The organism is Rhodoferax sp. PAMC 29310, from assembly GCF_017948265.1.
Classification (GTDB): Bacteria; Pseudomonadota; Gammaproteobacteria; order Burkholderiales; family Burkholderiaceae_C; genus Rhodoferax.
Genome location: NZ_CP072852.1, coordinates 106,486 through 127,023, shown reverse-complemented (window position 1 = coordinate 127,023; position 20,538 = coordinate 106,486). Strand labels below are relative to the sequence as shown.

18 protein-coding genes are annotated in these 20,538 nt (G+C 55.7%); 4 read left to right on the top strand and 14 right to left on the bottom strand.

Features of this window, described 5'->3' with window-relative positions:
* Window positions 1-99: 99 nt before the first annotated feature.
* Window positions 100-1,815 carry an ATP-binding cassette domain-containing protein gene (locus tag J8G15_RS00645; RefSeq protein ID WP_210545243.1) on the bottom strand — a complete coding sequence of 572 codons (1,716 nt, stop codon included), beginning with the start codon at window positions 1,813-1,815 and terminating at the stop codon, window positions 100-102.
* Complete coding sequence (locus tag J8G15_RS00640; protein ID WP_210545241.1) at window positions 1,812-2,540, bottom strand: hypothetical protein; 729 nt, start codon at window positions 2,538-2,540, stop codon at window positions 1,812-1,814. Before J8G15_RS00640 ends, J8G15_RS00645 begins: the two co-directional genes overlap by 4 nt.
* Before the next feature lie 205 nt (window positions 2,541-2,745).
* Between J8G15_RS00640 and J8G15_RS00635 the strand changes: the two genes are divergently transcribed.
* The 3 genes from J8G15_RS00635 (at window position 2,746) to J8G15_RS00625 (ending at window position 5,458) form a co-directional block, all read left to right on the top strand.
* On the top strand, window positions 2,746-2,928 hold the full coding sequence (locus J8G15_RS00635) for a hypothetical protein (protein WP_210545239.1): 183 nt from the start codon (window positions 2,746-2,748) through the stop codon (window positions 2,926-2,928).
* A gap of 534 nt (window positions 2,929-3,462) precedes the next feature.
* Window positions 3,463-3,711 (top strand): hypothetical protein, encoded by a 249-nt coding sequence (locus tag J8G15_RS00630; RefSeq protein ID WP_210545237.1) that lies wholly within the window; start codon window positions 3,463-3,465, stop codon window positions 3,709-3,711.
* Window positions 3,712-3,910: 199 nt separating this feature from the next.
* On the top strand, window positions 3,911-5,458 hold the full coding sequence (locus J8G15_RS00625) for an IS3 family transposase (protein WP_210544764.1): 1,548 nt from the start codon (window positions 3,911-3,913) through the stop codon (window positions 5,456-5,458).
* 195 nt (window positions 5,459-5,653) lie between these two features.
* On the opposite strand, the gene J8G15_RS00620 is transcribed toward J8G15_RS00625, so the two are convergent.
* The 12 genes from J8G15_RS00620 to gyrA form a co-directional block, all read right to left on the bottom strand.
* Complete coding sequence (locus J8G15_RS00620) at window positions 5,654-5,968, bottom strand: helix-hairpin-helix domain-containing protein (RefSeq protein WP_210545235.1); 315 nt, start codon at window positions 5,966-5,968, stop codon at window positions 5,654-5,656.
* Window positions 5,969-6,100: 132 nt separating this feature from the next.
* A complete protein-coding gene (gene rfaD, locus J8G15_RS00615) occupies window positions 6,101-7,120 on the bottom strand; it encodes an ADP-glyceromanno-heptose 6-epimerase (RefSeq protein ID WP_210545233.1) in 1,020 nt (339 codons plus the stop codon).
* Window positions 7,117-8,046, bottom strand: a complete 930-nt coding sequence (gene rfaE1 / locus J8G15_RS00610; RefSeq protein ID WP_210545231.1) for a D-glycero-beta-D-manno-heptose-7-phosphate kinase — start codon at window positions 8,044-8,046, stop codon at window positions 7,117-7,119. Before rfaE1 ends, rfaD begins: the two co-directional genes overlap by 4 nt.
* Window positions 8,047-8,063: 17 nt before the next feature.
* Window positions 8,064-9,221, bottom strand: a complete 1,158-nt coding sequence (gene lapB / locus J8G15_RS00605; protein ID WP_210545229.1) for a lipopolysaccharide assembly protein LapB — start codon at window positions 9,219-9,221, stop codon at window positions 8,064-8,066.
* A complete protein-coding gene (locus J8G15_RS00600; protein WP_210545227.1) occupies window positions 9,211-9,519 on the bottom strand; it encodes a lipopolysaccharide assembly LapA domain-containing protein in 309 nt (102 codons plus the stop codon). Before J8G15_RS00600 ends, lapB begins: the two co-directional genes overlap by 11 nt.
* A gap of 63 nt (window positions 9,520-9,582) precedes the next feature.
* A complete protein-coding gene (locus tag J8G15_RS00595) occupies window positions 9,583-9,894 on the bottom strand; it encodes an integration host factor subunit beta (RefSeq protein WP_210545224.1) in 312 nt (103 codons plus the stop codon).
* A gap of 112 nt (window positions 9,895-10,006) precedes the next feature.
* Window positions 10,007-11,692: a 30S ribosomal protein S1 gene (rpsA, locus tag J8G15_RS00590; RefSeq protein WP_210545222.1), complete on the bottom strand. Its 1,686-nt coding sequence runs from the start codon at window positions 11,690-11,692 to the stop codon at window positions 10,007-10,009.
* A gap of 124 nt (window positions 11,693-11,816) precedes the next feature.
* On the bottom strand, window positions 11,817-13,823 hold the full coding sequence (locus J8G15_RS00585) for a bifunctional 3-phosphoshikimate 1-carboxyvinyltransferase/cytidylate kinase (protein ID WP_210545220.1): 2,007 nt from the start codon (window positions 13,821-13,823) through the stop codon (window positions 11,817-11,819).
* The gene (locus J8G15_RS00580) at window positions 13,823-14,695 is read right to left on the bottom strand and encodes a prephenate dehydrogenase/arogenate dehydrogenase family protein (protein ID WP_210545219.1); all 873 of its coding nucleotides are present in this window, start codon (window positions 14,693-14,695) and stop codon (window positions 13,823-13,825) included. Before J8G15_RS00580 ends, J8G15_RS00585 begins: the two co-directional genes overlap by 1 nt.
* 24 nt (window positions 14,696-14,719) lie before the next feature.
* The gene (gene pheA / locus J8G15_RS00575) at window positions 14,720-15,820 is read right to left on the bottom strand and encodes a prephenate dehydratase (RefSeq protein ID WP_210545216.1); all 1,101 of its coding nucleotides are present in this window, start codon (window positions 15,818-15,820) and stop codon (window positions 14,720-14,722) included.
* Between the two features lie 3 nt (window positions 15,821-15,823).
* Window positions 15,824-16,915 carry a 3-phosphoserine/phosphohydroxythreonine transaminase gene (gene serC, locus J8G15_RS00570; RefSeq protein WP_210545214.1) on the bottom strand — a complete coding sequence of 364 codons (1,092 nt, stop codon included), beginning with the start codon at window positions 16,913-16,915 and terminating at the stop codon, window positions 15,824-15,826.
* A 67-nt stretch (window positions 16,916-16,982) separates the two neighbouring features.
* Window positions 16,983-19,634 (bottom strand): DNA gyrase subunit A, encoded by a 2,652-nt coding sequence (gene gyrA / locus J8G15_RS00565; RefSeq protein WP_210545212.1) that lies wholly within the window; start codon window positions 19,632-19,634, stop codon window positions 16,983-16,985.
* 243 nt (window positions 19,635-19,877) lie between these two features.
* On the opposite strand from gyrA, the gene ompA reads away from it, so the two are divergent.
* Window positions 19,878-20,525: an outer membrane protein OmpA gene (ompA, locus tag J8G15_RS00560; protein WP_210545210.1), complete on the top strand. Its 648-nt coding sequence runs from the start codon at window positions 19,878-19,880 to the stop codon at window positions 20,523-20,525.
* Window positions 20,526-20,538 lie beyond the last annotated feature (13 nt).

Sequence of the window (20,538 nt, the reverse complement as noted above, 5' to 3'; positions counted from 1 at the left end):
CACGCCCTGCCCCACGCGCAGCAACGCACGCAAACCCGTCACCAAGTCACCAGCGCCGTGCTCATGGGCCAAGGCCTCAGGCGTGCCCCGGTAGAAAATTTACCCCTGCGACAGCGCAATCAGGTGCTCACACTGGGCGGCGTCTTCGGTGTCGTGGCTGCTGACGAACACACATGCACCGCTGTTGCACAGCGCGCGAATTCGGCTCCAGAGCTGGGCCTTGGCCTCCACGACCCCTGCAGTGGGCTCGTCAAGCAAGAGCAGGCGCGGGCCGGCCAGCACCGCCGCCGCAAAGGCCACGCGTTGTCGCCAACCGCCTGACAACTGGCCCACGGTTTGGGTCCACACCGGTTGCAGCCCATGTGCAGTGGCTTGTACCTGGAGTCGCTCGGTGGGACGGGGCAGGCACAGCACGTCAGCGCGAAAACGCAGGTTGTCCACCACGGTCAGCTCTTCATACAGGCCGCCTTGTTGAGGCATGTAGCCCAACAAGGCGCGCTCTGAACCGCGCCGCCCGAGCAGGGGCCTGGCCAACACCTCGCCCTGGTCTGAAACACTCAGACCAGCCTGTCCGTCCAGCAGGCCGGCCAGCAATTTGAACAAGGTGGACTTCCCCGCCCCATTGGCGCCGTACAGCAAATAGAGTTGACCGGACTGCAGGCGCAGGTTCAACCCCTGCAAAAGCGTACGCCCAGGCACTTTGCAGACCAGGTTTTGCAGGAAAACGCTGGCCTTAGGCTCGCTCAAGTGCACCCCCCCCCCCCCGTAGCTGTATTGCGTGGCCTCGGCCCCCAGAAAAAGCACGGGGCCGGGGCGCACCGGCGGGTGGGCCATTACATCGTCCAACGCGGCCCAGATGCTGGCGCTGCCCAGATTGCCCACCGCCGCCGCATGGGCGCACACGCGCTCTGGGTCTAGCTGCCACTGCTCCGCCAGCCAAGGGGCGACGGCCCCACTGGCCTGGTGCGGCACGATGAGGTCAGCATCTTCAACGGACCAGCCGGCTTGGGCCAACGCCGCCCGGCCGTTGTCCAGCAAGGCCAACCCATGGCGGGCAACACTGTCGTAATCATGTTCAAACTGCACGGCACCGCCGGGTGCGTTGGGGGCGTCCGAGCCGCCCACGCGCAAAGTCAGACCCGGCGCGGGCGGGTTTTGGCATTGCCCAAAGTAGGCGGCGTGCAGGTAGGGGCCGGGCTGGGCGTCGTCCGGGCCAATGATGACGGCGGCGGCGCCATCGCCCATTTGCAAAAAGTTGACCCATTGCGCGGCATCCCTACTGAGGCTGTGGGGGTCAAAGAACACCGAGCCAGTCTCGGCACCCACCAGCGCCACGGGTGCGCTGCCCGGAGCGGCAGTCATGGCAAAGGCGATTTGCAAGGCGTTGGCAAAGCCGGTGCAGGCCTGGCGCAACTCCATATGCGCCCCCTGATGCCCCACCAAGCGGGAGATTTCTGCCGACCCGCCCGGCAACAAGGTGGCCGGCGTGCTGGTGTGGCTGATGAGGTAGCCCAATGCATCAGGCGCCAAACCCGCGCGCATTTGCGCTTGCTGCACAGCCTGGGCGGCCAGTTCGGGGTTGCGCGCTCCGGGGCGCGGGGCTTCAACAGCTGCAGAAAAATCGCGGCTCAAATGACGGGTTTTCACCCCCAGCCGTGGGCCCAGCAGACGGGCATGGCGCTGGGTGCGCAGGTCAAACCGCTCTGCCACCCGCGCCGCCAGGGCCTCGGTGGTGACGGCCGGGCCGGGGTAAGACGCGCCCCAACCCAGCAAGCGGCGCCGGCCCTGAGCCAATTGCAGGCGACCAGGCGTCATGCCACGGCCCCCAGACGGGCCAAGGCCGGAGCCACCGGGGCCAACAGGGAGTTCAGTCGGTCGCTCAGGGTTCGGTTGAGCTGCCCCTGATTTTCTGACTCATAGCCCAACTCACCTGCCAAGCGACGAGCCAGTCGAACGTGCCCTGCCTCATCTGCCCGAAGCTGACTGAGTGCCGCATGCAGCGCGGGCGCGCGGCTGATGGCCGCTCCGTGACGCAGCAGGGGCTGCAACAAACGGCAAACGGCCAAGTCCAGGGCGGCCACGCGCGCCAGATGCTCGGCGGGGTCCGGCGTTTCAAGACGTTTGAAAAAGACAATCAACCGGGTCAGGGAAATGCCGGCGTTTGGGCGGGGCAACTCGTCTCGCAAGCCCGAGAGCAATTCAGCATGGCGATGTTCATCTTGCGCAATCTGGCTCAGGGTAGGCCAAAAGCTGGCCGGCACGGCGGACTGGAGCGAGTGCCCAAACACGTGCGCAGCGGACTCTTCACCACAGGCCAGAAAGGGCAACAAGTCGGCGATGTCCTGGCGCTGGCCTGGGTTCAGTCCAGTCGAGAGCGCACTGGCTGGTATCCGGGTCTGCGTTGTCACCCGCAAGGACCCCGCTGGCAAAAAACAGACTGGCGCCAACGGCCACTGAGCCGAAGTGGTTTGGTCAGAGTTTGAACAGGGGTCGGGGCGAGAAAGGGTGGCGCGACAGGGCGTGCCAGTGTTGGAGGTCATCAGTGCCATGGGTCTGGGTCGGCCTGCTACTTGCCCTTCTTACATCGGGCGTACCGAGGATGACGGTGTTCAGCCCCCTGCCCTGTGGGCGGAAGGACCCTGCCTTATAAGCGGATATTAGGGTAAACCCTGTAAAAAACTCTCCACACTCTTACAATACAAGGGTAAACCCTTATATTTAAACCCATTCTTAGCAGGACTCATCATGAACACATCAAACGCCTCCACTCTTAACCCCGCCATCGCGATGCCGACGTATTCGGCAGGCAAGGCATCTGTCGGTTCACAAAACTGGTTGGTACGCGTAGGCCGCGTGGTTTTGGATGCCATGATCAAAAATGGCGAACACCGTGCCCGCATGGCGCTTCGCAGCCGCAACTTCTATTGAATGACGGCTTTTCCTCTAGCCAACGCTGACTGGAGCAGGATAGATTGCTATTTTTTAGATAGCATAAAGATACCGAGGTTCCAATATCGGTAATGCCATCGCCATGCCCGTGAACATGGGTTGTTCGCGAATGTCGCTCAAACACGCACTGGAACTGCGGCGATGACGCCTGGAGACTGCGGCGTCCTAAGCGCTTGGCCACACCATGCATGATTTTTGACTGCCCCGAAGTAGCCCGTGTGTTCAACATCCAAATGGATGCCAGACTGCGTGTCAAAGCAGACGCCAATGCCGCCGTGAGCCGCCCACCATTGGCGTCCAACCCATGCCCGCCTGCATTGAGCTAGAGTTACTCGTCATTTCGCTGGCTTTTAAAGCCTCTCAAGGGCCAAGTTGCTCGACAACCTCATCTCCTGCTCAACGAATAGGATCGCCCCAACAAAAGGGGTCAACTTGTGGAGCCGAGGGGTGGGCCAGCCCGTTTGATTCAGTCGGGGTGGGTTACCCTCCCCCCTTCACAAATTTAGGAACACCATGAAAAAACTTAACATCACCATTTCGCTTGAAATGTCGGTCCCCGATGATTGGGAGCTAAGCACGACCTCTGAAGGCACCCAGGTACTGAAACTTCCTGACAACCAGTTCATGGACATTGCCATTGAGCCACTGTTTGCGAGCAACCCGGAAGAAACCTGGTCCAGCACGGATAGCGACGACACATTGAACGACATTCTGGACATGGTCGAGAGCGAAAGTGTGACCTACGAGTTTGTGACGCACTAAACACCAGTTCAGCCACCCTCTCAAGGTGGCGAAGGCACCATCGAGAGCCCTCCAATGCCTCGATATTGAATGGAGCGCCGTGGCATCAATTCCCCCATTTGGGGGATATGCTTTTTTACTGGTTTGCCAAACACTCTGGCATGTTAAAACCTGCTCGATGGGGGTGCGGACAATAACCTGGACTACTTGGAGGTAGTTCATGTATTCATACGAAGAGCGAATTCGAGCCGTCAAGCTCTATGTCAAGCTCGGTAAACGTACCGGACCGACCATTCGGCAGTTGGGCTATCCAACAAAGAATTCACTCAAGGGTTGGTATCGAGAGTACGAACGGGATCGGGACTTGCAGGTGGTGTATACCCGATCCAGGGTGAAGTACACGGCTGAGCAAATCCAAGTGGCGGTTCAGCATTACCTGGACCACGATCGTTGCATGGCCTCCACCATGAGGGCACTGGGATACCCATGCAGGGAGTTGCTCACTGAGTGGATTGACGAATTGCATCCGGAAGTTCGACCGCGTATCGTGGGGCGTGCACCGAATGTTCAGCACCCTCAGGATCTAAAGAAAGCCGCAGTGGTTGAGCTGTGCACCAGGACGACCAACGCTTTAGCCGCTGCCCAATCAGTGGGAGTGTGCCGGCCTACGTTGTACAACTGGAAGAATCAACTACTTGGTCGAGAGGCCTCAGCATCCATGAAGCGGCACAAAGATTCTGGGCCAATCCCCAAACAGAAAGACCTCACAGAATTGCAGCAGCACGTCACACTGCTTGAACGTGACATCCGGCGCTTGCAGCTTGAACATAACCTACTGAAGAAGGCCAATGAACTGTTAAAAAAAGGCCTGGGCGTCGCCCCGCAGCACCTGAGCAATCGGGAGAAGACCCTGCTGGTTGACGCCCTGAAGCACACGTATGCACTCGCAGAGCTCCTTGGCGAACTTGACCTGGCCCGTAGCTCCTACTTTTATCACTGCGCCCGGCTAAGGAGTCCTGACAAATACGCTGACGCTCGGGTTGCCATTGCCGATGTCTTCCAGAGCAATCACCGTTGCTACGGTTACAGGCGAATTCGTGCAGCACTTGGCCGGCGCCATCTGCATATCTCCGAGAAAGTCGTGCAACGCTTGATGAAGCAGGAGTGCTTGGTCGTTGCCGCCAATCGAAGGCGTCGGTACGGGTCTTACCTGGGAGAAATCAGCCCTGCACCAGAGAATCTCATCAATCGGGACTTCCAGGCTGCGACCCCGAATGAGAAGTGGCTGACTGACATCACAGAGTTCCATATCCCGGCTGGGAAGGTGTATCTCTCCCCTGTGATCGACTGCTTCGATGGTTTGGTAGTCAGCTGGACCATTGGCACACGCCCCGACTCCGACTTGGTGAACACGATGTTGGATGCTGCTGTTGAGACAGTAGCCGACAGCGAAATCCGGCCTGTCATTCACTCTGATCGTGGTGCTCACTATCGCTGGCCTGGATGGCTCTCACGGGTACACAATGCAGGACTGATTCGATCGATGTCGCGCAAAGGGTGTTCGCCAGACAACGCAGCCTGCGAGGGTTTCTTCGGGGGATTGAAAACGGAGCTGTTTTATCCTCGGAGCTGGCAGGACATATCAATCGATCAATTCATCCAGGTCGTTGACTCCTACATCCGCTGGTATAACGAAAAGCGCATCAAGATCTCCCTTGGCTCACTCAGTCCCATTGAATATCGGGCGAGCCTCGGAATCACGGCATAAACCAGTCCAAGTTTTACGCCGCACCCCCCCAGCTTGGGTATGGCGCTTTATCCCAACGACGGCTTGGAAATCAATTCCCTGCTGGCCGAGGCAGGCCAAGCTATGTACCAATGCAAAGCCACTGGCCTGGTCAGTATCTATTGATCGCCCCATGAGAAACGCCCGCCTAGGCGGGCGTTCATGCGCTCTGAACAATTATTTGGCAGCAGTAGTGGCCGGCACCTTTTCGGTTTTCGCCGAGGCTGCTTTGTAAGCCGTTCCATTCACGGTCAGACCTTCTTTCGAAAATTTGGCGGCGTTGCCATTGCCGACACCATTGACACGGTCGACCAAGTCAGTCCAATTCTTGAATTCGCCCTTTTTTCTCTCAGCCAAAATCTTGCCGGACATGGCTGGGCCAATTCCTTTGATGCCATCCAACTCTGCCGCGCCCGCTTTATTGACATCAACTGCGGCGAAACATACAACCGCTGAAAACAGGGTGATAAACGTTGCGATTTTCTTGAACATTCACGAGCTCCGGTGATTGATAAAAACCATCTCATTTATTTGTTGATGGCGTGTCAATATAACGGTTTTCATGACAAATGAGACCATTTCCCGGCACCATTTACCTTAGTTTTGCTTATTTTTTCACCGAGCTCAAACGGCGCCTGCCATTTCGGCAATATATTTGCCCACACCCGTTTTCACATCCGAGAAAACATGATCACACCCAACGGAACGCAATGCGCTGATGTCAGCCTGGGTGTAACACTGATACTTGCCACGCAAGGCCTCAGGAAAGTCGATGTAGTCGATCAAACCGGCGCCAACGATGGACTCCAGTGGCAGTGCGGCCTCACCCTTGAGTTCACGCATGGCATTCACAACCGATGAAGCGACGTCATTGAAGGGTTGAGCTCTGCCGGTTCCCAGGTTGAATATGCCCGATTGCGCGGGGTTGTCAAAAAACCAGAGATTCACCGCAACAACGTCGTCAATGAATACAAAGTCACGCATTTGCGCACCCGGCGCGTAACCCCCGTAGCTGCCAAACAATTTGACCTTGCCATCTTTGACAAACTGGTTGAATTGATGGAAGGCAACGCTGGCCATGCGCCCTTTGTGCTGCTCACGCGGTCCGTAGACATTGAAATAGCGAAAACCAACAACTTGCCCCAGTTTTCCCGAGTGGGCTCTTTGAAAATTGGCGCCACATTCGCGACGCATGCGCTGGTCAAACAGCAGTTTGGAATAGCCATAGACATTGAGTGGACGCTCAAACAAGGGATCTTCCTTGAAGGTCTCCGAGCCGCCATAGGTCGCGGCGCTGGAGGCATAGAGTAGGCGGGCGCCACGCTTCTGGCAAGACTGGAACAGACTGCACGACAGCGTGTAGTTGTTGTCCATCATGTACTTGCCATTGCTCTCCATGGTGTCACTGCAAGCACCTTCGTGGAAGACAGCCTCAATTTGACCGTAGCAGCCTTGCGCAAAATGCTCGTAAAAAACACTGGCGTCAACATAGTCCGAAATCCTGAGATCAGCAAGATTGAGAAACTTGTCGCCTTGCGTCAAGTCATCGACGGCAATGATGTCGTCAATGCCGCGGGCATTCAGGCCTTTGATGATATTGCTGCCGATGAAGCCAGCGGCGCCCGTTACAACGATTCGGGTCATGAAAACAACTCCTCATAAGAAACGGTGGCGGTTCCAAACTTGCCCACCACAATGCCCCCTGCCTTGTTCGCCCACGGCAGGGCATCGCGCATGCTCATGCCGGCGCCCACCAGCGCGGCCAGTGTGGCAATCACCGTATCGCCCGCACCAGTCACATCAAACACTTCCAATGCGTGAGCACTCACCGTCAATTGCCCCTGGTCATCAAACAAGGTCATGCCTTCTTCGCTGCGAGTCAGCAGCAAGGCGTCCAGCCCCAGTTGTTCCCGCAAGTTTTGAGCCTTGACTTGCAATTCCTCTTCATCGGCCCACCCCCCGATCACCAGTTGCAACTCCGCCCGGTTGGGAGTGATCACACTGGCATTCTTGTAGCGTGAAAAGTTCGATCCTTTGGGGTCGATCAAAATGGTTTTTTTGGCAGCGCGGGCCCCTGCAATCATGTCGCTGACATGCGCCAAGCCGCCCTTGCCGTAATCAGAAAATAAAATGGCATCGTGCTCCGGCAGCAGCGCAGAAAATCGGGCCGTCTGGGACGCCAAAACTTCTGTCTTTGGCGTGTTTTCAAAGTCCATTCGCAACAATTGCTGCTGTCGACCAATCACCCGCAACTTGACTGTTGTCTTCAACTCCGGATCTCGACCAAAGAACGTCTGTATGCCCGTGCCGGCGACAAGCGCCTCCAACTTGTGGCTGGCCTCGTCGTCACCCACCACTGTGAGCAGTGAAGCCTGGGCACCCAATGTCACCACGTTGTAAGCCACATTGGCTGCACCGCCATTGCGCTCTTCCTCATGGGTCACACGGACCACAGGCACCGGAGCCTCCGGGGAAATTCGGTCCACCGCGCCATACCAATAGCGGTCAAGCATCACATCACCGACCACAAGGACACGTGATCGATTGAGATTCTCAAGGGAAATGTTCATGAATTCAGATGTCTCAGTCATAACTCTTCGACCCGTCGAGCGGGGTAACTGTCCCAGGTCTGGCAACCCGGGCATTGCCAAAAATGTTGCTTGGCTTCAAAGCCACAAGCGGCGCAACGGTATCGCGTCAACGGCTTCACGGCGTGATCCAGTGCGCGTTGAACCTGCGGGTGAAACTGTTCATGCTCCAATTTTTCCCCCGCAATCCACTTGGCAGCCGCCACCAGCGAAGGTTCACGCTCCAGATGACGAACATACCAATCGCGTGGCGTCGGCGAGGCCGCGTCGGAGGACGCTTGGAGCAACACAATCGCATCCAATACATCCAGCGACGGCGCCGCTTCGTAATTGGTTCTCAGTAATTGCAGTGCGTCAGTGGTTTGACCCGCGCTAAACGCGTATTCAGCCAATGGACTGGCAATGAGAGGGATTGCTGAGGGGGATGCGTCAATGGCCATTGCAAGGGTGGCGTACGCCGCCTGTGCGTTACCCTGATTGCTAAGAAGCCGAGCAAGATCAAGACGGGGGCGGGCCGCTTCAGGCGCTGTCGCGATTGCTTCGTTCAAAGCGGCCACTGCATCTTCGGGTCGCTGCTGCGTAATAGAAGTGGCCGCTTTCTCACACAGATAGTGGGCAAGTCGCCCCTGGAAATTGCCTTTTTTTGACGCGTCCAGCTTTTGTGCAACCAATGCCGCCTGCGGCCAATCTCGGCTACGCTCATAACTGGCCAACAGGGAAAGGCGAGCCTGCGCCTCAAAAGGGGTGCCTTCCAATTTGAGTAAGGCTGCCTCTGCCCGGTCCAGCAATCCCGCTTTCAGATAGTCCAGAGCGAGTGCATGTTGGGCTCTTTGGCGGTCCGCCAAACTCAGGTCACCTCTGGACAAGAGATGTTCGTGAACGCGAACGGCACGCTCGTATTCACCGCGGCGCCGGAACAAATTGCCCAGCGCAAAGTGCAGTTCGGATGTATCTGGGTCATTTTGAACGGCCTCAATAAATGCATCAATGGCTTCGTCTTGCTGCTCATTGAGCAAAAAATTCAACCCTTTGAAATAGGCTTTGGGTGCCTGTTGGTTCTCAAAGCGCAGCTGGCGTATATCCATGCGTGAGGCAATCCACCCCAGCACAAAGGCGAATGGAAGCCCCAGAAGTATCCAACTCAAATCAAAGTTCATGGATGGCAGGAAAGGTAGCCGAAGCGGGAGAATTGAGGGGTGCGGCCGACTCGGGTTGCACCACGGCACGCGACTCGGCTCGGTTGTTTTTCCACCACCTTGGCACCATACCGAGAGCGCCCACCGCGACACCAATCGCAAAAACAATTAACACAATCAGGACCTGAGGTGCGTGCCAGCGCGTGCCAAAAAAGAAGTGCACGGTTGCCTCTTGCTGATTGTTCAGCGCAAAAGCGAAAAGGGTAAAAAAAATGGCCGCCTTAAGTGTCCACTTAAGCAGCCATATGAGCTTGTTCATTGATCTTCCCAGTGAAGCGTGATTCTAACGGCCGGTAGGCCAACACAAAATGGAATGGCCGAATCAAACCTGCTTGTCTTGTTCAAGTTGAGCTGTTCGTTGATCAACAGCTTCTCGCAAGGCCTTGCCCGGTTTGAAATGCGGAACACGTTTTTCGGGAATCGCCACGCTCTCTCCATTTCGAGGATTTCTCCCCATGCGCGGTGGACGATGATTGATGGAAAAACTTCCAAACCCCCGAATTTCAATTCGGTTTCCACGAACCAGCGAGTCATTCATGGCGTCAAGAATCGCCTTGACCGCAAACTCCGCGTCGCGGTGTGTCAGTTGGCTGAATCGGGCCGCCAACTCTTCAACAAGATCAGAACGCGTCATTGGTTTGTGTCATTGACAATTTAGCTGCCCAGAAATGAATCTGCGCCGAGCGCTTTCGCGTTCGGCGCAGTGTCAGGATGCCAGATCAACTCTGGCATGACAACGAGTTTTTTTACTTCTCGTTGTTGTCCAGTTTAGCGCGCAACAAAGCACCCAAGCTGGTGGTGCCTGCGTTCTCGCGGGCAGACTGCTGGCTCAACGAAGACATGGCTTCGTTTTGGTCAGCAGCGTCCTTCGCCTTGATCGACAACTGGATGTTGCGGGTCTTGCGATCCACATTGACCACTACAGCCGTGACTTCGTCACCTTCTTTGAGCACGTTGCGTGCATCTTCCACGCGGTCGCGGGAGATTTCGCTGGCGCGCAGGTAACCGATGATGTCGTCACCCAGATCCACTTCAGCGCCTTTGGCATCCACAGTCTTGACCTTGCCGGTCACGATCTGACCTTTGTCATTGATCGTGGCAAAGGTAGTGAAAGGATCGGAATCCAACTGCTTGATTCCCAAGGAGATACGTTCACGGTCCACGTCAACAGCCAACACCAGAGCTTCCACTTCCTGGCCTTTTTTGTACTCGCGAACAGCAGCTTCACCCGCTTCGTTCCAAGACAGATCAGACAGGTGAACCAAGCCGTCGATGCCGGCAGCCAGACCCACGAAAACGCCGAAGTCGGTGATCGACTTGATTGGGCCCTTCACGCGGTCACCGCGCTTGGTGTTCTGAGCGAACTCTTGCCATGGGTTGGCCTTGCACTGCTTCATGCCCAAAGAGATGCGACGCTTGTCTTCGTCGATTTCCAGAACCATGACTTCGACTTCGTCACCCAGGGCAACGATCTTCGAAGGAGCAACGTTCTTGTTGGTCCAGTCCATTTCGGACACGTGCACCAAACCTTCGATTCCTGGCTCGAGTTCAACAAATGCGCCGTAGTCAGCGATGTTGGTGATCTTGCCAAACATGCGGGTACCCTGTGGGTAGCGACGGTTCACGCCCATCCAAGGATCATCACCCATTTGCTTCAGACCCAGAGACACGCGGTTTTTCTCGGTGTCAAATTTCAGGATCTTGGCTGTGATTTCCTGACCAGCTGTCACCACTTCAGATGGGTGACGGACACGGCGCCATGCCATGTCGGTGATGTGCAACAGGCCGTCGATACCGCCCAAGTCCACGAATGCGCCGTATTCGGTGATGTTCTTGACCACACCTTGAACCACGGAGCCTTCTTTCAGGGTCTGCATCAGCTTGGCGCGCTCTTCGCCCATGCTGGCTTCGACCACGGCACGACGTGACAACACCACGTTATTTCGCTTCCGGTCGAGCTTGATAACCTTGAATTCCAGGGTCTTGTTCTCGTACGGAGAGAGGTCCTTGGTAGGACGCGTGTCCACCAATGAACCAGGCAGGAAGGCGCGGATGCCATTGACCAGAACGGTCAGGCCACCCTTGACTTTGCCGCTGGTCGTACCAGTCACAAATTCGCCGGTTTCCAGGGCTTTTTCCAAGCTCATCCACGAAGCCAAACGCTTGGCTGTGTCGCGGGACAAAATGGTATCGCCGTAGCCGTTTTCAATGGAACCAATGGCCACCGAAACAAAGTCACCGACTTGAACTTCGATCTCGCCCTTGTCACTCTTGAATTCTTCAAGCGGCACGTAGGCTTCAGATTTCAGGCCAGCATTGACCACAACAAAACTGTGCTCGATACGTACCACTTCAGCAGTGATAACTTCGCCCGGGCGCATTTCTGTGCGCGTTAGGGACTCTTCAAATAGGGCTGCAAATGATTCGGACATTTTTTTCTCGTGCGGATATAAATCCGCGGGGTTAGTTAAAAGAACCACGCAGGCAGAGCACATGAGCTGTGCGAGAGGACTTGCGTGGGTCGATGCAGAAGACTTAATTTCTGCTTTTAGCCATTCAAACTGATTTGAATGGCTGCTGGCCCTGCCACCAGGTCAACACGAGTTGAAGCGATTTCTCAACCGTCAAATCCGAGTTATCCAGTAGCTTGGCATCTTGTGCGGGCTTGAGAGGGGCGATGGCGCGGGATGCATCCCGTGAGTCGCGCGCTTCCAAGTCAGCCCGAAGGTCAGCAAGTGTAGCTGAATTCCCCTTTGAAATCAACTGCTTATAGCGCCGCTCGCCACGCCGTTCAGCACTTGCCGTCAGGAAAACCTTCAATGAGGCATCGGGGAAAATAATCGTACCCATATCTCGCCCGTCTGCCACAAGACCAGGCAATCGTCGAAAGCGATGCTGCAAATCAATCAGAGCATGACGGACTTTGGGGAAAACGGAGACCTTGGAGGCATTCATGCCAGCCTGCTCCGTCCGAATGGCGTCGCTCACATCCTGCCCGTTGACCCAAACTCGTCCGTCTGTGAATTGAATATCCAACGACTGGAGCAAATCGACAATGGAGTCCTCAGCGCGCGCGTCCAGTGCGAGGCCCTTTTGTAGTGCAGCCAACGCCGTGACGCGGTACAACGAGCCAGAGTCCAAAAAGTGATAACCGAGTTCCTTGGCCAGGACGGCAGCCAGTGTGCCTTTGCCGGACGCCGTTGGACCATCCACGCAAATCACGGGTACCTCAACTGTTGAACTCTGACTCAGCGAAAACAGGGCCTCAAAATAATCTGGATATGTCTTGGCGACGCACTTCGGGTCTTCAATTCTTACAGGCAACCGACCCGGATTGAATGCGGCCAGCGAAAAACACATGGCCACGCGGTGGTCGTCATAGGTGTGAATGCTGGCGGCCTTCCAATCAGCCGCACTGGCCGGCGGCGTCACTTGAATGAAATCCGCGCCCTCTTCCACGATGGCGCCCAACTTCCGCAACTCGGTTGCCATGGCGGAAATTCGGTCGGTTTCCTTGACCCGCCAACTGGCAATATTGCGCAATGTGGTCGTCCCATCGGCATACAAGGCCATCACCGCCAGCGTCATTGCCGCATCTGGTATGTGATTGCAATCGAGGTCAATGGCCTTCAATGGCCATGCACCACGCGTAACTTCCAGCCAATTGGGACCACCCTGTATTTCAGCGCCCATCAGCTTGGCCGCATCAATGAAGCGAATGTCGCCCTGAATTGAATCCAAGCCCACGCCTTCAATTCGAATGGAATTTCCCTTAGATTCCGTTGATGCAATTGCGCCAAGCGCTATGAAATAACTAGCAGATGAAGCATCTGCCTCGACGAAGAGTGCTCCTGGCGAGCGGAGCTTACAACCCGCGGGGATGGTGAAACGTTGCCAGCCCTCGCGTGAGATAGGCACCCCAAAGCGCGCCAAAAGATTGAGGGTAATTTCGATATACGGGCGAGAAATCAGCTCTCCGACAACCTCAATCACGATGTCTTGCTCAGCGACCAAGGGCAATGCCATCAACAACGCGGTCAAAAACTGGCTAGAGACATCGCCACGCACGCGAATAGGAGCTTGAAGGGTCAACACCGGGTTACCGATCAGCAGCGGTGGGTAACCTTCTTGGCCTTGGTAGTCAATCTGACAGCCCAATTGACGCAGCGCGTCCACCAAGTCGCCAATAGGTCGCTCGTGCATGCGGGGCACACCGTGCAGCTTGAAGTTTCCGCCCAAAACTGCCAGCGCGGCAGTAAGTGGTCGGATCGCGGTACCTGCATTTCCCATGAACAAATCAGCACCGGATTGAGCCAGCCGCCCGGCCATTCCATCGATTTCAACCGATGAGCCTTGTTGACGCACCACGCAACCCAGCGACGCCAACGCGTTCAACATCACGCGTGTGTCGTCCGAGTCCAGCAGGTCGTGCAAGGTTGTGGTGCCTTCGGCCAAAGCAGCCAGCAGCAACAGGCGATTGGAAATGCTTTTGGAGCCCGGCAAGACCAGTTTGCCCTGCGCCTCATCAAGCGGCGGAATGTCGAGGAATTGCGTGGAAAACATTATTTTTGATTTTGAGACATGCGCCAATTGGCCCGAGTCAAACTGGCCTGCTCGATCAACCCCTCTAGGGCATCACCATTGCCACTGGTAATCATCAGCTCTAGAGCCTGAAGATTGCGTTGGAATATTTTGGTCTGAGCCAATAGCTCTTCGCGGTTCGACAGCATGATGTCGCGCCAAACTTTGGGGTCACCGGCCGCAATGCGTGTGAAATCCCTAAACCCTGGGCCGGCCAACGACAAATAATCTTTACCGTGATCCTGGCCCGAAATGGCATTCATCAAGGCGAACGACAGCAGGTGAGGAAGATGGCTCACAGCCGCAAAAGCCGCGTCATGAGCTTCCGGCGACATTTTGACCACGCGGCAACCCAGCGCAGACCAGACATCAACCGCCTTCTGAAGCTGAACGGTCAACGTTCGCTCGATTGGGGTCAGGATGACTTGTTTGCCCACGTAGAGATCAGCGTCTGCATACTCGACCCCAGAGACCTCCCGGCCCGCAATCGGGTGGGCAGGAACAAACGAACCCACCTGCTCGCGAAGTGCGCGGCGACCGGCGTCAATCACATCTCTTTTGGTGGAGCCAACATCCATGACGAGCATTTGCGGCGTCACCAGATGTTTGATTGCCTTGAAAGTGGCTTCGGTTGCGGCAACAGGGACCGCAATCAAGACAATGTCGGCGCCAGAAACGGCCAGCAATGCCGACGGCGCCTCGATATCAATCACACCCAACTGGCGTGCACGGTCAGTCGTGGACGGTGACTTGCTGTATCCAACCACTCGCTTCACCAGGCCAGCACGCTTCAAGGCCAAGGCAAATGAGCCGCCCATCAGCCCGCATCCGATCAGGCCGAGTTGTTCAAACATTCGGTTTCCTTTGGAAGGTTGGCATCAGTTGACAACCGGGTAGGTACCCAACACTTTGTAGAAAGCACACAAACTTCTCAATTCCTTGAGCGCCTTGGCAACGTGGGGTTGTGACGGGTGTCCCTGAATATCAATGTAGAAATAGTATTCCCACTGCCCTGTTCGTGCCGGGCGTGACTCAAAGCGAGTCATAGACACCCCATTGGCCTTTAGAGGCACCAACAGATCATGAACGGCGCCAGGTTGATTTGGGACTGACACGATCAGTCCAGTGCAGTCATTGTCAGAAGGCGGTGGCGTTCCCAGCGTTTGAGGCAGGCAGATGATCGCAAACCGCGTGCGGTTGTAGGCATCGTCTTGGATGGCATGGGAGGCTATGTGCAAACCGAACTGCGTCGCTGCCCGGTCGCTGGCCAGTGCCGCCCACGCCGGATTGGTCGTTGCAAGTTTGGCCCCTTCGGCGTTGCTGGACACCGGACGGCGCTCCGCATGCGGAAGGTGCTTTGACAACCAGCCCTGACACTGCGCCAAGGCCTGAGGATGTGCCATCACCACCTCAATGCCCTCCAGCGAATTACTGACACGCAGGAGGTTGTGTCGAACCAAAAGGCTGACTTCACCCACCACATGGGTAGGGGTGTGCAGAAACAGATCGAGCGAACGGGTGACGACCCCTTCGGTCGAGTTTTCGACACCCACAACACCATACTGAGCGCTTCCGGCCGCGGTCGCGTGAAAGACCTCATCAAAATTAGCGCAGTAGATCAAGTCCGCTGCGCCACCAAAGAACTCCACAGCCGCTTGCTCACAAAAGGTCCCTACAGGGCCGAGAACCGCGACGCGTTGTGGTGCTTCAAGGGCTAGACAGGCCGACATGATTTCACGCCAGATCGCGGTGACATGGGAGTTCTTCAATGGCCCGGGGTTGGCCGTCTGAATTTTGTCGATGACTTGCGCCACCCGATCAGGCCGGAAAAATGCCGTACCGTCCCTTTTTTTGACTTCACCCACCTGCTCAGCCACCAAAGCCCGTTGATTGAGGAGCGAAAGCAGTTGTCGATCGATGCCGTCAATTTGAACCCGAAGGTCCGCCAAATCAGGTAAGTTGGATGGTAAGTTGGTCATGCTTCAAGCGCTTTTCTTCTCAAATTCCCTAAGGTAGTCGACCAAAGCCTGAGCACCCCTCACCGGCATTGCGTTGTAAAGGCTGGCTCGCATGCCACCTACCGATTTATGCCCCTTCAATTGCAACAAGCCTTGTGCGCGGGCGCCGGTCAAAAACGCTTCATTCAGGCTTTCATCTCGCAAGTAGAAAGGGATATTCATCCGTGAGCGGCACTCAGGATCCACCTTGTTGGTGTATAGCTGGGACCCGTCAATAGCGCTGTACAGCAATTTCGCTTTGGCGATATTGCGCGCTTCTACGGCAGCGATGCCGCCCTGACGCTTGAGCCATTGAAACACCAACCCAGCCATGTATATAGCGTAGGTAGGAGGTGTATTGAACATCGACTGGTTGTCGGCCACCATCTGATAATTGAAGGCACTCGGGCACGCCTGGAGCGCATGTCCCAGAAGATCTTCACGCACAACCACCAGCGTCAGCCCGGCCGGCCCAAGATTTTTCTGGGCACCACCAAACGCAAGTCCGACTCGGGTCCAGTCCACGGGACGCGAAGCAACATGGGACGAAAAATCGATGACCAAAGGGGCCTTGCTGCCCAGCGCCTTCAAGTCGGGCAAGGTATGAAACTCCACACCATCAATGGTTTCATTGGTGCAGATATGAACATATGCAGCCTCGGCATTCAACTGCCATGAACCGGGATCAGGCAGGTTTTTGTATCCGGTCGAAGCATTGCTGGCCGCCAAATGCACCGCGCAGTACTTACCGGCCTCTTTCAATGATTTTTGGCTCCAACTGCCCGTCACGACCAAATCAATAGCGCCGCCCTGCGATAAGTTGAGCGGAACAATGGCGTTTTCCGCCAACCCGCCACCTTGCATGAACAGAATTTTGAACTCCGGCGGAACGGCCAGCAACTCCCGCAAGTCAGCCTCAGTCTGCTCATAAATGGAAATGAACTCTTTGCCGCGGTGGCTCATCTCCATCACGCTCATGCCACTGCCGCGCCAGTCCAGCATCTCTTCCGCAGCTTGGCGCAACACCTCCTCGGGCATCACAGCAGGGCCAGCGGAAAAGTTAAAAGGTCGATTCATCATTATTCAGGAAAACATCGTCTAGCCCAGGTGCCAACTGCACAATTCGCTACCAAAAAAATAGCAATCAGACGTCGCCGTCCGCACCCTCAATAGGAGCTTCTCCGTCAGCAGCGCTCTCCTCAAGCACTGGATTGGCGTCGTTCTCTACGATACGCTGCAGGCCGCTGAGCTTGGAGCCTTCATCCAGCCCGATCAGCGTCACGCCTTGCGTGGCACGACCCAACTCGCGAATCTCGCTGACCCGGGTCCGCACCAACACGCCTTTGTCCGTGATCAACATGATTTCGTCGTCGGCATGTACCAGAGTGGCCGCAACGACTTTTCCATTTCGCTCACTTTGCTGGATCGCGATCATGCCTTTGGTTCCTCGCCCGTGGCGGGTGTACTCGGTGATGTTGGTGCGTTTGCCGTAGCCATTTTCAGTTGCGGTCAAGACACTCTGCGCCTCATCCTCCGCCACCAGCATCGCGATGACGCTCTGGCCTTCTTCGAGGTTCATGCCTTTGACGCCGCGGGACTGGCGACCGTGAGCGGTGACCTCATCCTCGTTAAAGCGCACGGCTTTGCCGCCATCAGAGAACAGCATCACGTCATGCTTTCCGTCCGTGATGGCTGCGCCAATCAGGTAGTCGCCCTCGTCCAGATTGACGGCAATGATGCCGACCTTGCGTGGATTACTAAAGTCGTTCAGCGGTGTTTTCTTGACGGTCCCCATTGAGGTTCCCATGAAGACAAACTGATCCGCCGGGAAGGTGCGCTTGTCGCCCGTCAACGGCAAGACCACATTGATCTTCTCGCCCTCCTGCAAGGGAAACATATTGACGATGGGCCGACCGCGGGAACCGCGTGATCCCTGTGGCACTTCCCAAACTTTGAGCCAGTACAGGCGCCCGCGATTGCTAAAGCACAAAATGTAATCGTGCGTATTCGCAATGAACAACTGATCCACCCAGTCGTCTTCTTTAGTGGCAGTCGCCTGCTTACCGCGCCCGCCCCGTTTTTGCGACCGGTATTCACTCAGAGGCTGACTCTTGATGTAGCCACTGTGCGACAGCGTTACCACCATATCCGTCGGCGTAATCAGATCCTCGGTGCTCAAGTCAAATGAGCTGTGCTCAACCAGACTACGGCGAGCGCCCAATTTAGTTTGACCAAACTCAGTACGAATAACGGTGAGTTCTTCACCAATGATGGTTGAAACGCGCTCAGGCGTGGCCAAGATGTCGAGCAAGTCCTCGATTTCGTCCATGACTTGCTTGTATTCGGTGACAATTTTGTCTTGTTCCAGACCCGTCAGACGCTGCAAGCGCATCTGCAAAATTTCCTGGGCTTGCGTGTCAGACAGGCGGTACAAGCCGTCAGCCCCCAGACCGAAAGACTTTTCAAGTCCGTCTGGGCGGTAGTCATCCGCATTCACCATGCCGCCGTCGGCACGAGTTCGCGTCAACATCTCGTGCACCAACTTGCTATCCCACGGTTTGCTCATCAGTTCCACTTTGGCCACTGGCGGGGTGGGCGCGTTGCGAATGATTGCAATGAAGTCATCAATATTGGCCAACGCAACCGCAAGACCCTCTAAAACGTGACCACGCTCGCGCGCTTTGCGCAGATTGAAAACCGTCCGTCTCGTGACCACCTCACGTCGGTGCTGCAAAAAGACCTCAACCAGATCTTTCAAGTTACACAGCTTGGGTTGACCATTAATCAACGCCACCATGTTCATGCCAAAGGTGTCCTGCAGCTGCGTCTGTTTGTACAGATTATTCAGAACAACCTCAGGCACTTCACCGCGCTTTAATTCGATGACAAGGCGCATACCCGACTTATCGGACTCGTCCTGGATGTGGCTGATGCCTTCTATTTTTTTCTCGTGCACCAACTCAGCCATCCGCTCTTGCAGCGTCTTTTTGTTGACCTGATAAGGGAGTTCATCCACGATGATCGCCTGCCTCTGGCCGCGGTCAATATCTTCAAAATGGCACTTGGCTCGCATGACCACTTTTCCCCTGCCTGTGCGATAGCCATCTTTAACGCCAGAAATGCCGTAAATGACGCCGGCCGTCGGGAAGTCAGGCGCCGGGACGATTTCCATCAAGTCATCAATACTCGCATCGGGATTTCGCAACAAATGGAGGCAGGCATCGACTACCTCATTCAAATTGTGCGGGGGAATGTTGGTGGCCATGCCCACCGCAATACCACCGGACCCATTGATCAGCAGGTTGGGCAGCCGAGCGGGCATCACCAATGGTTCTTTTTCGGATCCATCGTAGTTTGGCCCGAAATCAACTGTCTCTTTGTCCAGGTCCGCAAGCAACTCGTGAGCAATTTTTGCCAACCGAATTTCGGTGTATCGCATCGCCGCGGCATTATCACCATCAACCGACCCGAAGTTGCCCTGGCCATCCACCAGCATGTGCCGCATGGAGAAATCCTGTGCCATTCGAACAATGGTGTCGTAAACTGATTGGTCACCATGGGGGTGGTATTTACCAATGACGTCACCCACGATACGGGCGGACTTCTTGTAGGGTCGATTCCAATCGTTGTTCAATTCGTGCATCGCAAACAGCACTCGCCGATGAACAGGCTTGAGACCATCCCGGGCATCTGGCAATGCGCGTCCCACAATCACACTCATGGCGTAATCAAGATAGCTGCGTCGCATTTCCTCTTCTAGGCTAATGGGCAAGGTTTCTTTGGCGAACTGTGTCATGGGCGATCTGGTCTAACGATGTCAAAAGCAACAGGACATTCTAAAGGGCTCGCTTGTTGTAACGATGCAACGGTGTGTGGAATTATTCCTTTCTTTTCCATTGTTTATCGATTCACGGCATGTTGGGAAGTAACGAGAATTTTGGCTGTGGCACAATAACTTAAGCGTTCATAATGTCTTATGTTGGGCGCCCCACAAGTTATTCGCAGCGCTGCTGCGGCTTTTTTCCCCTAAAGGAGAACCATGAAGAAATTAAATAAATTGGCAATGGTGATTGCTACCGCAGCACTTGCAACATCCGCTGGCGCGCAATCTGTCGACAACTGGCGCAGTGCCGCTGGCGACACTTGGAAAAACAGTACCGGCCTGTGCTGGCGCGATGCTAGCTGGACTCCAGCTACCGCCGCTGTTGGTTGCGACGGTGCAATCGTTGCCGCCCCGGCTGCAGCCCCAGCCCCAGTGACTCCTAAAGCCGCTGAGCCCATGGCTCCAAAGGCCGCCGCTCCTGCGCCAGCAGCAGCGCCAATGCCAGTGGCAGCCGCAAAGGTTACTTACGCATCTGACGCGTTTTTTGACTTTGACAAAGCTGTTCTGAAGCCAGAAGGCAAAGCCAAGTTGGACGACTTGGTCGGCAAAGTCAAGGGCATCAATCTGGAAGTCATCATCGCTGTGGGTCACACCGACGCCACTGGCGCTGACGCTTACAACCAGAAGCTGTCGGTCAAGCGTTCAGAAGCTGTCAAGGCTTACTTGGTGTCCAAAGGCATCGAAAAGAACCGCGTTTACACCGAAGGCAAGGGTGAAGCTCAGCCAGTTGCTGACAACAAGACTCGTGACGGTCGCTCTAAGAACCGACGCGTTGAAATTGAAGTTGTCGGTACTCGCAACTAAAAATTCACGCTTT